The following is an 11,824-nucleotide window of genomic DNA, read 5'->3' as shown; positions in this document are numbered from 1 at the left end:
TGGATTGGTCAATAACCGGTCAATTGCCTTTACGCGTGCCCACTGTCTCCCGGAAGAAGGCGACAAGCCGCAGGCGATGGGGGGAGCCTGTTTCGATGAAGGCTTCCGTATGCTCTCCGCCGTCGATGGTCCAGAACTGCTTCGGCTCCCGCGCCAGGGCAAAGAGCCGGGTGCCGTGGTCATAGGGGATTATCGGATCAGAGGTTCCGTAGACGAGGAGGAGCGGGATGGGGGCGATTTTTCCCACGGCGTTTGCGGGACTCAGGTCGTCGTCCATGAGAAGCCGGGCGAGGGGCGTTTTGAGGAGAGAGAGGAGGGGGATGTCGCCGATCTTGTCGCGGACGATCTCCCGGTAGGAGAAGAAGGTGGATTCGATGGCCACCCCCTTGACGCCGGACCGGTTGCCGCCGCCGACGGCGGCTATGGCCTGGGCACCCCCAAGGCTCTGGCCGAGAACCACCAGTCGGTCCCGGTCCAGGTCCTTTCGCGTCCGGATGTAATCGAGGGCGGCCAGGGAGTCTTCGTACAGGCCGCGCCGGTCCGGTCTGCCGGCCGATTTGCCGTATCCGCGGTAATCGAAGACGAACAGGTTGAAGCCTGCCGCGGGGAGCCAGTTTACGAAGCCGAAGTGGGCGGACATGTTCTGGGCATTGCCATGAAAATGGATGACCGTGCCGTGGGCCGGGCCGACCGCCGGCACGAACCAGCCGGTGAGCCTGGTCCCGTCCCTGCTCGGGAAGGTGACCTCTTCGTATTTGAGACCAACATCGGCCGGCGTGCCGTAGCTGACATGGTCCGGGTAATAGAAGAGCCGGCCGACGCGCCAGCGGGCGAGGAGGACGAGGAGGACGGTCAGCAGCAGGATGGTCATGATTCTTCTCGGGTTCATGGGGGCGGGCCCTCGTGGGGAATGTTCCTGGCGGCGCTTTCTCCCATCATACCGGTTATGCTGGAGAAATAAAGGATGAAAATGCGGTGCGGGCCAATCCCCTTGCCATGGCGTTGTGCATCACGCATAATGGGGCCATGCTCCTTATCGCGCCACCCGTTGCCAAGCCGTGCGAACCGCCGGCCGGCATTGCACAACTTTCGGCAGTGCTTCGTGCCCACGGCATCCCCTGCCGGATGCTGGACGCCAACCTGGAAGGGCTCCTTTACCTGCTGGAGCGGCCACAGGTTGCGGACGACACCTGGAGCCGCCGGGCGCTGAAAAACGTTTCGAACAATATCGCCGCCCTGCGGGACCCCCGGACCTACGGCTCCCCCGACCGTTACGCCAGGGCGGTGAGCGATGTGAACCGGGTCCTCGCCGTTTCCTCCCGGGAAAGCGGTGCCGTCGTGGGGCTTTCGGACTATGAGCATCCCCGCCTCTCCCCCCTCCGGAGCGCCGACCTGCTCGCGGCGGCGGAGCATCCCGACCGGAATCCCTTCTACCCCTATTTCAGCACGCGCCTGCCGGAACTGCTGGATAACCTGCACGGTGGGGCGGTCCGGGTCGTCGGCTTCTCCCTCAACTACCTGGGGCAGGCGTTGTGCACCTTCGCCATGATCGGGTACCTGCGGCAGCGGTTCCCCGGACTCATCATCGTTATCGGCGGCGGGCTGGTGACATCGTGGATGAAGCGCCCCGGTTGGCGCAACCCCTTTGGCGGTCTCGTGGATCACCTGGTTGCGGGAGCGGGGGAAGTTCCTCTGCTGAAACTGTTCGGCGTCGACGGGGCGGGGCGGCAGCATGTTCCCCCCGATTACATCCCCCTGCCGCTGGACGCCTACCTCTCCCCCGGCTTCATCCTCCCCTACAGCGCCGCCAGCGGCTGCTACTGGAACGACTGTTCCTTCTGCCCCGAACGGGCCGAGGGGAACCGGTACCATCCCGTCCCCGTGGGAGAGGTGCTGGACGACCTGCAGACCCTGTCCGCAGAAACGAGGCCGGCCCTCATCCATCTCCTGGACAACGCCATCAGCCCGGCGCTGTTGCGCAGGTTGATCGACTCCCCCTTGCCGGCCCCCTGGTACGGGTTCGCCCGATTCGGGGAGGAACTGGCGGATGCCGATTTCTGCCGGGCTCTGAAGCGCTCGGGGTGCGTCATGCTCAAGCTCGGGCTGGAATCGGGTGACCAGGGGGTGCTGGATCGGCTGCGGAAAGGGATCGATGTGGGGATGGCGTCACGGGTGCTGGCGAACCTGCGGGAGGCGGGGATCGCGGTGTATCTCTATCTCTTGTTCGGTACCCCTGCGGAAACGGAACCGGCAGCGCGGCGGACCCTAGAGTTCGTGGTCCGGCACCGGGACTCCATCGGTTTCCTCAACCTGGCGATCTTCAACATGCCGGTCTGCGGGGATGAATCAGCCGCATACGATACCGAACCGTTCTACGAGGCGGACCTCTCCCTCTATACCGGGTTTCGCCATCCCCAGGGGTGGGACCGGCAGCAGGTGCGACGGTTCCTGTCCCGCGAATTCAGGCGCGACCCCGCCGTCGCTTCCATCCTGAGACGCGATCCCCCCCTCTTTACTTCCAATCATGCCCCCTTTTTCACCCTGTAAAAGGCCTGAATCTGTGAGGGACGAATGCCCCGTAGAGCGAATGTGCCCGAGTGCCAGCCGGTGTAGGCGAAATGGAGCAGAGCCGGCCGATCGTGTTCGAGTCCGTCAGGGCGAGTTGATCGACCAGCGCGGAATGAGCCATACAGCGGCGGCACGAGGGGACTCTGAGCGGAATGGGGCACTCGTCCCTCACGCCCGCGGATGCGGGCATTTCAGTATCATCCGAAGCGGTAGATCTGCCTCCCCTCCTGGTACAGTTCGACCGGACCGTCCTGCGACACCTTGATCACCTTGCCGAAAAAGGACGCCGCGCTGGCGGCCGTGGTCCGTCCCCCTCCGGTGACTACCTCCCGGGCATGGGAGGTGTCGATGATGAAGCCGGTTTCCAAGAGCCTGCCGCTCCGGCTGAAAACCGTCATCCCGTCGGAGGAGAGAAGGCGGAGCAGGGTCCCCGAATGCTTCAGGTCGCCGATGGTTTTTCCCTTTACCCGGCGGGTGAGGAGCCGGCCGATGGGGTCGTCTCCGCCGACTGACCCCTTCTTCAGGGAGGCCAGCTGCCGGGGGCCCCGGTCATGGATGAGGATAACCGTGCCGTGCCGGACCTTGGAGAGGGCGTAGACCGTCCAGATCAGGTCGTCCGTCGCCTCGCCAACCAGGCTTCCGGCGAGGAAGGAGCGAAAGATGTCCGGGTCGAAGATGGCCCAGCTTCCCTTGCGCCGGACGAGCAGCTTGTCGGGGCTGGCCATTACCTCGATTTCGGAGGCATCGTTGACGGTCACGGCAAAGGCCCCCGTCCCGGTGTTCCTGACGAGGGAGAAGATTTCCCGGTTTGTCAGGCGCTCGACATCGTTGTGGGTTTCGGCGTTGCTGGTCCTGATGATGCCGGTCACCTGCATCTGGATGTTGGCGACGAAAAACAGGTTGTTGCCGTCAATGAAGCGGTAGGCGAGGGGGTTGTCGAAGAAGGTGGGGGTGATGGGTTGGTAGGGCTGGAGGGGGAAGAGGGAATGCTTACGGTACCTGATCAGCCGGCGTAGTTCGGGAAGGGTGGTACGGTGGACGAGAAAGCCGGTGGTGGCCGGTGTCCCTTCGTACTGCTGATAGGAGAGGTTTTTCAGCAGCTGTATCAGTTGCTGGATCGGCCAGAACCCTTTTCGGTGGTCTCCCCGGAGGAAGCGTGCCACCGTGATGTCCATGATGGAGGCGAGGAGTGCCGTCCGAAAGTGTGCCGCGTAACCCTCCTGCCGGAATCCGGAGTAGAGTGCCGAGAAGGCGATGAGAAGCTCCCGGCAGAAGGCCTCTTCGGTGCGGGTGAAGGGGAGGGGGGCGCGCCTGGCGGTGAAGGTGTAAGGGCGTTCCTCGATGGAGATGCCGATACGGATGGCGGGCTCCGTCGCCACGGCTTCTTCCGTGCCGGCAATGAGGTCAACCTCGGCCCCGCCGAGAAAGGAGCGGATGTTTCCCCTCAAGGTATCGAATGCGGTGATAGGCATGGTCGCTCCTGGTGCGCACTATTTCATTCACCCCTTGCGGGATTCCACCGTAGAATTGTAACAGCTGCGGGACGGGGGGACAATGTCGAATTTTCCCCTATCCCGCCAGCACCCTCCCCAGGTCGGCGATCAGGTCGTCTGCGTCCTCCAGTCCCACCGACAGGCGGACCAAGGTGTCGCTGATGCCGCGTGCAGCCCGCTCCGCCGGTGGCATGGCGGCATGTGACATCCTGGCCGGGTAGGAGAGGATGCTCTCCACCCCGCCGAGGCTCACCGCGAAGGCCGCCAGCTCCACCTGCTCCAGCAGCTTCTTCGTCAACTCGAAGCTCGCCAGTTCGAAGGAAAGGACTGCGCCGGGACCGTCCGCCTGACGGTTGTGGATGGCGTGGCCCGGGTGGTCCGGCAGGCCGGGGTAGAGGACCCGGGAGATCTGGGGCTGTTCCGCGAGCCATTGGGCGACCCGGCGGGCAGTGGCCTGGCTCTCCTCCATCCGGATCTTGAGGGTCTTGAGCCCGCGCAGCACGAGCCAGCAGTCCTGGGGGCCGAGGATGGCGCCGAAGCCGTTCTGGATGAAGCCGAGCCGCTTGGCCAGATCGGGGTCGGCGACGACGGCAAAGCCGCAGATCACGTCGCTGTGGCCGTTGAGGAACTTGGTCCCGCTGTGGAGAACGATGTCGCACCCCAGTTCCAGCGGTCGTTGCAGGTAGGGAGTCATGAAGGTATTGTCGACGATGGTGAGGATGTCGTGCTCTTTAGCCAAGGCGGCTGCCTCGCGCAGGTCGGTGACCTTCAGGAGGGGATTGGAAGGGCTCTCCAGGTAGAGTGCCCTCGTCTCCGGCCGGATGGCCGTGGCAATTGCGTTGGTGTTTGTGGCATCGACGAAGGTGACCTCCAGTCCCCACTGGCTGAAGAGCCTGGTCAGTACCCGGAAGGTGCCGCCATAGACGTCCTCGCAGACCACCAGGTGATCGCCGGGGGCGAACAGGAGAAAGGTTGAGGAGATGGCCGCCATTCCCGAGGCGAAGGCGAATCCGTGGGTTCCTCCTTCCAGTCGGGCAACCGCTTCTTCCAGCGCCTCCCGGGTCGGATTGCCGGAGCGGGCGTAGTCGTATTTGCCGAAATGGTCCACCGATTGCTGGGCGAAGGTGGAGGTCTGGTAGATGGGGAGGCTCAGCGAGCCCGTCGCCGGGTCGATGGTCTGGCCGCCATGGATCAGTTGGGTTGCGAACTTCATGTCATTCCTCCGTTGAAAATGCCTGGTCGAGGTCGTCGATCAGGTCCTGCACGTCCTCGATACCCACCGATAGCCGGAGGAGGAGGTCGTTGATGCCTAGTTTGTGGCGCTTTTCCGGCTCGATGTCGGCGTGGGTCTGGACGGAGGGGAAGGTGATGAGTGTCTCGACACCCCCCAGGCTCTCGGCAAAGGATATCAGTTTCGTCCGGAGAAGCAACCGCTCCACCAGGGCCGGTTCGTTCACCTCGAAGGCGATCATGGCGCCGAATCCCTTCCCCTGACGCTTCAGTATGTCATGGCCGGGGTGGTCGGCAAAGCCGGGGTAGTAGACCTTCCGGACCTGGGGATGGTTGCGCAGCCAGGCGGCGATCTTCCCGGCATTCTCCTGCTGCCGGTCGAGGCGCACCGACAGGGTCTTCATCCCCCGGATGGTGAGCCAGGAATCCTGGGGACCGAGCACGGCACCCGCCGAGTTCTGGTGGAAGTAGACCCGTTCGGCCAGCACCGGGTCCTTCACGACGACCAGGCCGCAAACCGTATCGTTGTGTCCCGCCAGGTACTTGCTGCCGCTGTAGACCGTGATGTCCGCCCCGAGATCGAAGGGGCGCAGCAGGTAGGGGGTGAGGAAGGTGTTGTCCACGATGCAAAGCAACCCCCGTTCCCGGCAGAGCGTGGCCAGCGCGCCGATGTCGGCGACCTTGAGGAGCGGGTTGGTGAGGGATTCCACGAAGAGGGCGCGGGTGGTCGGCCGGATGGCGTTTTTCACCGCTTCCAGGTCGGTGGTGTCCACATAGCTGAACTCCAGGCCGTACTGGGGAAATATCTGCTCGAAGAGACGGTAGGTGCCGCCGTACAGGTCTTCCGTCACCACCAGGTGGTCGCCCCGCTGGAAGAGGAAGAGGAGGTTCGTGATGGCCGCCATGCCCGAGGCGTAGGCGAAGCCGCGCGCACCGCCGTCGAGGCGGGCGATCCCCTCCTCCAGCGCCTGACGGGTCGGATTGCCGGAACGGCTGTAGTCGTAGCCTGTGCTCTGGCCCAGCCCCGGATGGCGGAAGGTGGCGGTCTGGTAGATGGGGACGGTGACGGCTCCGGTCCGCGTATCCCACTCCAGCCCGATGTGTGCTGTCTCAGTTGCGATCTTCATGTACTACCTCCACAAAAGAAAATCCCCTTCCGGGGTTCGGAAGGGGATTCTTAGCTTACGTAAGTGATCCGCGCTCCCTTATCTCCCGGAACCTCTCGGTTCCGCAGGAATTGGCACCTTCCCTGACGGGAGGTTGCCGCGACGTCACCGGGCCTGTCCCTCGGTCGCTCTAGATAAGAAATGCTGCTATTCAATTGTTGTCTGAACTTTACTAAACGTACGTGTGAATGTCAATTTAATTTTTGACCATTTATGTCAGCAACTGTTTGTTAGAGTACACGACCTTGGATATGATGACAAATATGTTTGCACGTAGTGCGCAAATGGGTAATCATGGGGAAAAGAAAAGTAATCCATCTTTAAAAATGATAGTCGCATTTGCCAGTAACTACTGCAACCGAAGGGGAATATGATTATGGATTCTTCGAGTACAGCCGTTCGCCGCTCTCCGGAGGAGCAGGCACATCTTGAGGCGATGTTCATGGATATCTTTGAACATCGCTTCAGCTTCAATGAGCTTATTGGTCTTCACGTCGAGTCCCTTGCCCCCGAATCGCCTCGTCTTGCATTCGCCATGCGGCCGGAACTGGTCGGCAGCTATCTTCATAACCGGCTCCATGGAGGTGTCATTGCGACGGCACTGGATACGGTTGGCGGCTTTGCCGTTGCCGTGGCAGTTGCCGAAAAATATGCATATGAAACGGCAGAGCAGATTGTCACGCGTTTTGGTCGCTTCGGTACCATTGATTTGCGGGTGGATTACCTGCACCAAGGTATTGGCCGCAGCTTCCACGCCAGTGCGAAAATTGTGCGCCTGGGCGGGCGTATTGCCTCCGTGCAGATGGAGTTGAAAAACGATGCCGGACTGTTGATTGCAACCGGTACGGCTGCCTACGTCATCAGCTGACCTTCGTTCAACACGATATAGCCACCATTGTTCACGAAAACGCCGTGAAACCTTTTATGTCGAGGTTCCACGGCGTTTTCGTGGCTACTGATGAATTGTGCGGCAGTTCCCGGAATGACCTCCGGAGCAGACACCCCGATCGTTAGATCACATCATTTTGCCGGGTAGCATCTGTCCGCCGGAGTAATTCCAGAAATACTGATGGCTTGTCATGTTGCGAAACATCCCCGAGAAGTTCATGAACCCGCCGGACATGGGCATGGCCGCCAACTGCGTCTGCATCAGGTTCTGCATGCTGGTCATGAAGGGACTGTTCATGCCTGAACCGCTCGTTGCATTCGCATAGATGGCGGGCATGTTTGTATTGATCGTCCCCATCATGCCCCGGTAGCGGTTGACGTTTACGCTGCTGCCATTCATGACGAGCGCCGCTTGTCCGGCCATGAGCCCCGCCATCTGCCGGGCTGTTGTGCGCATGGCTTGGTACGGGGCAGCGTTTGCTCCTCCCTGGGAGCCGGCCACGTAATTGCCGAGCATAGAGACGCCGGTCGGCATGTTAAGCTGGTTTCGAAGCTGGGTCATGGCATCGGTCATGGTCATGCCGGAATTTGCCGCCATCTTTTCCCGGATGAGAGTGGACATCGGGCTGACAAAGTCTGTAGCACCTGCCGGCGCCGACATGACATAGCTGCCGGATACGGTCGTACCGGTATCCTCGTCAATGGTGGTTCCCGCAATTGCCCTGCACACGACCGGGTACTTGGCTGCATCTGCGGCAGGCACCATCAGGGTGTATGTGCCGCCGGGGCCGGTCGTGGTTTTCGGTTCCCCTGCATCCCACTGGTAGTTGCCATTCTTGTCGAGGAATACTTCTGCTCCGTTAAGATAGCCGTCGGCAACGACGCCGCTGACGGCTGTCGTTTGGGTGGTGCTGCCACTGCCGCCGCACCCGGTGGTGATGCCGATTGCCACCAAGCCAAGTAGTGAAATCAGTTTTTTCATGTCACAACTCCTTTACCTTTATGGTATGAACGTAGTTAGAAATCGTAGAAAACGGCCAGGCCGGTGCCGTAGTCGGGGCTTGACGTGGTGATCCCCTTGGCGAAATAGCCCTCGATCCCGGTGTGGTTTGTGGCCTGGTATTTCAGCTTCAATCGTGCTTCCAGAAGAGACGATGAGCCGTCAGCCGGCGCAGTGGCTCCCTTGAGTATGAACATGGGACGGAAATTATTGGTGACCTGGTAGCCCGCGCCGGCGCTGTAGCTCATGTAATTCTTCAGGGCAAGGTCAGGAGATTTTCCCTGGATGGTATAGCCGGGTTCAATGAACGTATACCAGTCCCCAAACCACTTGGAGACTTCCACGGCAAATCCTTCGTCGAACTCCCCGGTTCCCAGCCCTTTGTTCTTGTCGGCGGTGGGGAATTTAACAAAGAGATTGGGACGAATCTGGGGAATGGCATTCCCCTCCTTGAGGATGACGTAGCCTGTCCGGAACGTAACGTCGCCGATGCCGCTTTGTGCCTGTGACGGATTGCTGTTGGAGCTTGAACGGATGGTGCCGCTGCCCATTCCTGAACCCGAACCGGTCATCGCAGCCGCAACTGCCTGCGCCGTCATCGTCCCCCCCTGCATCTGCCTGAACTGTCCCGCTATCACATTGGTATTGCTCTGATAGACATAGGGGACCTCCAGGGAGACTCCCCAGCGCTCCGTTGGAGTGACCTCGACCGTCAGCGGAATGAAGACCGAATTAGTTGTGGTACCGGTGCCATAGTCCCCGGACGTGAACTCGAAGCCGAGTCCCACCGAGGCCGTCTTGTCTTCAGCGCGACCGGCGACCGGCATACTGAGTAGCAGCAGGGTGGTTACCGCAGCGATTTTTCCTGAAATTCCCATGTTCATCTCCTTATCTTCCCCATCTGTTCACGGGCAGCAACTGCATCAGCGCCGCATCATCCCGCCACCGCCTCGCATCATGCCCCCACCCTGGTTTCTCATGCCTCCGGCAGGGCTCTCCGACCGCATGCCGCTCGTGTTCCTTCCGGACCAGGCGGGTTCCCCTTTGTCGCTGCGCAGTTCCATCTGGGCGCCGGTGGTCCGGTTTACCAGCTTCTGTGCCAAAACATAGGATTTACCGTCGAGCCCCAGGGCTTTGGAGCCCTTGACCGTAATCTCGTCGTTCAAGTTGATGACGATTCCTTTCTTCTCCCAGTACGCGTGCGGTCCCACATAGATGTGAAACGTTTCGTTACCACTCTTGATTTCGACGATGATGTTTTCCTTCTCCCCAGGGTAGGGAAGTGAAATCGCCCGTCCCGACATGGTACTTACGGTGTTGACGTCGTACCCACGGTTAAAGTCCAGGCCGCTTTTTCCCTTGTCATCGCTGCCGAAAAACCCGGCGAAGACGGTACCGATCAGCAGGCAGTTGAGAATGGTTGCCCAAACGATGATTGAAAAAAAGCGGCCTGTGGTCACCACGTGTCACTCCAGATGTGTTGATAAACTACGAATGGGCCATTACATCCCGTGCATCATCCCCATACAGCCGGTCAATGATGCAAAAACAAACAACAACAACATCAACATCATAAACTTTTGCATACCTGAGTATCCTTTTTTCATCTGCGTGGAAGTTACTTGGTTGACGCGGCGACATGCTGTTGTTTTGTCGTCGCGCCCGTGCCGCTTGCATGCGTCTGCCCCGTCTGATGGCCGCCGCTGGTTCCGGAACCGCCTTGTTTCATGGTCTGTTGGCCGGATCCGGCAGCCGGTCCGCTACCCTGCATGGTGCGCTGTTGCATGCCATTGTCGGCGGCAGCGGGCATGGACGAGTCCATCTGATGAGTGCCACCCGTGCTGCCATGGCCCTGGCCGCCTCCCATGCTTCCTCCCCTGGCGAAAGCCTGACCGGCAAAAGAAAGAGCTGCGATGGCCGTTACTGCATAAAGTGCGGTGGATCTTTTCATTGGTGTGTTCCTCCCCAAAAGTTTTTGTGCTGCGGGAGGAAGTATTACACGGTCCATGCCAAAATCTTGCGGCATTATAACTTGCCGATATTAATGATGTTTATGCTTGTGGTACGGAAATATTGAAGATAATTTGGTGCAAGCTCTTGCACCTGTTGTGAACGGTTTTGCACTCCGTTACTTGTCGTCGAGCAGGTCGAATTCTTTAAGCTTGTACTGGAGCGTGCGGCGGGAAATCCCCAATTCCGTTGCGGCCAGACGTCGATTCCCCCCGTGCTTGCGCAGGGCCTTGGCGATCATCTCCTTCTCCACCGATTTCAGCAGGTCCTTGCCCTCGCGGGGTTCCTGCCCGTTGCTGCGCACCACTTCGTCAGGAAGATTGCTGCGCCTGATGAAATCCTTGGCCAGGATCACCCCCCGTTCCATGACATTCTGCAACTCACGGATATTTCCCGGCCAGGGATAGGTTTTCATCGCGGTCAGTGCTTCGGGTTCGACCCCCTTGAGCTTTTTGCCGATCTGACGGCTGAAGCGATGCAGGAAGTAATCAACCAGGAGCGGAAGCGCGTCGATCCGCTCCCGTAAAGGGGGGAGTTGGAGAGGAAAGACGTTCAGCCGATAGTAGAGATCCTCACGAAACCGCCGCTGTGCCACCTCTTCCTGAAGATCACGATTCGTGGCGGCTATCACCCGTACCTCCGCCCTGATCTCCCGACTGCCTCCCACTCGCTCGAAAACCCGCTCCTGAAGGACGCGTAGCAGTTTGGCCTGGAGAGGCGGCGGCATCTCGCCAATCTCATCCAGAAAAATGGTTCCCCCTTTGGCCAGCTCGAATTTCCCCTGTCGCGCCTGGCTTGCCCCGGTGAACGCACCTTTCTCATGGCCGAAGAGTTCGCTTTCCAGGAGATTTTCCGGGATGGCGGCACAGTTGAGGGGGACAAAGCCGGCCCTGTTTCGTGGGCTGAGCAGATGGATGGTCCTGGCCACCAGTTCCTTGCCGGTGCCGCTTTCTCCATAAATAAGCACGTTGGCAGTGGTGGAGGCCACGTCATGCACGAGTTTTTGCACCACCTTCATTGCCTGCCCGGCAAAGATGAGCTCTTCCGGTGGCAGTCCGGACGCTTCCGCTTCTTTGAGAGAGAGGTATTCCCGGGAACGCCCCTGGCTTTCGATTGCCCGGTTTACCAGGGCAAGCAGCGTATCGGGATTTTCCAACGGTTTGGTGAGGAAATCCACGGCACCCTCTTTCATGGCGCCAACCGCCTCGTCTACTCTGCCAAAGGCGGTTATGAAGATGAACAAGGGGGGATTCGGGTCGTGCCTGGTTTCGCGAAATAGCTCCAGACCGGTCTTGCCGGGCATCTTCAGGTCGGTTACCACCAGATCGAAACTTTCCTGTCGCAACAGATGCAACCCCCTGAGCCCATCTTTGGCGGTCAGTACCTCGTGGCCATCGTCCTCCAGGATCGTCTGCACGAAACTCCTGAAGGTTTCATCGTCTTCAACCAGTAGAATGTGTCCCTTCATG

The 11,824-nt window shown here is 60.1% G+C and carries 11 protein-coding genes and 1 riboswitch; of the genes, 2 read left to right on the top strand and 9 right to left on the bottom strand.

From position 1 onward, the window contains the following. Positions 1–19: 19 nt before the first annotated feature. Positions 20–889 (bottom strand): alpha/beta hydrolase, encoded by an 870-nt coding sequence (locus tag LDN04_RS15260; protein ID WP_223912502.1) that lies wholly within the window; start codon positions 887–889, stop codon positions 20–22. Between the two features lie 137 nt (positions 890–1,026). Here LDN04_RS15260 and LDN04_RS15255 point away from each other — a divergent pair, with 137 nt between their 5' ends. Continuing rightward, positions 1,027–2,547, top strand: a complete 1,521-nt coding sequence (locus LDN04_RS15255; protein WP_374045177.1) for a radical SAM protein — start codon at positions 1,027–1,029, stop codon at positions 2,545–2,547. 218 nt (positions 2,548–2,765) lie between these two features. Here the strand turns inward: LDN04_RS15255 and LDN04_RS15250 are convergent, their stop codons facing one another. The 3 genes from LDN04_RS15250 to LDN04_RS15240 form a co-directional block, all read right to left on the bottom strand. Continuing rightward, the gene (locus tag LDN04_RS15250; RefSeq protein ID WP_223912499.1) at positions 2,766–4,040 is read right to left on the bottom strand and encodes a hypothetical protein; all 1,275 of its coding nucleotides are present in this window, start codon (positions 4,038–4,040) and stop codon (positions 2,766–2,768) included. Positions 4,041–4,137: 97 nt separating this feature from the next. Continuing rightward, positions 4,138–5,274: a PLP-dependent aspartate aminotransferase family protein gene (locus tag LDN04_RS15245; protein WP_223912497.1), complete on the bottom strand. Its 1,137-nt coding sequence runs from the start codon at positions 5,272–5,274 to the stop codon at positions 4,138–4,140. 1 nt (position 5,275) lies between these two features. After that, positions 5,276–6,418 (bottom strand): PLP-dependent aspartate aminotransferase family protein, encoded by a 1,143-nt coding sequence (locus tag LDN04_RS15240; RefSeq protein ID WP_223912494.1) that lies wholly within the window; start codon positions 6,416–6,418, stop codon positions 5,276–5,278. 75 nt (positions 6,419–6,493) lie between these two features. Further along, a riboswitch (SAM riboswitch) is annotated at positions 6,494–6,598 on the bottom strand. A 235-nt stretch (positions 6,599–6,833) separates the two neighbouring features. Here LDN04_RS15240 and LDN04_RS15235 point away from each other — a divergent pair. After that, complete coding sequence (locus LDN04_RS15235) at positions 6,834–7,325, top strand: thioesterase family protein (RefSeq protein WP_223912491.1); 492 nt, start codon at positions 6,834–6,836, stop codon at positions 7,323–7,325. 147 nt (positions 7,326–7,472) lie between these two features. Here LDN04_RS15235 and LDN04_RS15230 read toward each other — a convergent pair whose 3' ends face one another. The 5 genes from LDN04_RS15230 to LDN04_RS15210 all read right to left on the bottom strand — a co-directional run bounded on the left by LDN04_RS15230 (position 7,473) and on the right by LDN04_RS15210 (position 11,823). Continuing rightward, positions 7,473–8,327 (bottom strand): hypothetical protein, encoded by an 855-nt coding sequence (locus LDN04_RS15230; protein WP_223912488.1) that lies wholly within the window; start codon positions 8,325–8,327, stop codon positions 7,473–7,475. Between the two features lie 35 nt (positions 8,328–8,362). Continuing rightward, a complete protein-coding gene (locus LDN04_RS15225) occupies positions 8,363–9,223 on the bottom strand; it encodes a transporter (RefSeq protein WP_223912485.1) in 861 nt (286 codons plus the stop codon). A gap of 45 nt (positions 9,224–9,268) precedes the next feature. Next, positions 9,269–9,808, bottom strand: a complete 540-nt coding sequence (locus tag LDN04_RS15220) for a DNA-binding protein (RefSeq protein ID WP_223912482.1) — start codon at positions 9,806–9,808, stop codon at positions 9,269–9,271. A 155-nt stretch (positions 9,809–9,963) separates the two neighbouring features. Further along, positions 9,964–10,296 (bottom strand): hypothetical protein, encoded by a 333-nt coding sequence (locus LDN04_RS15215; protein ID WP_223912466.1) that lies wholly within the window; start codon positions 10,294–10,296, stop codon positions 9,964–9,966. A 177-nt stretch (positions 10,297–10,473) separates the two neighbouring features. Beyond that, on the bottom strand, positions 10,474–11,823 hold the full coding sequence (locus LDN04_RS15210; protein ID WP_223912463.1) for a sigma-54 dependent transcriptional regulator: 1,350 nt from the start codon (positions 11,821–11,823) through the stop codon (positions 10,474–10,476). Between the last annotated feature and the right edge of the window lies 1 nt (position 11,824).

It is taken from the genome of Geobacter sp. AOG1 (assembly GCF_019972315.1).
In the GTDB taxonomy this organism is placed as follows: Bacteria; Desulfobacterota; Desulfuromonadia; order Geobacterales; family Geobacteraceae; genus Geomobilimonas.
Note: the sequence above shows the minus strand (reverse complement) of the source record. Positions and strands in the feature narration are given on the sequence as shown.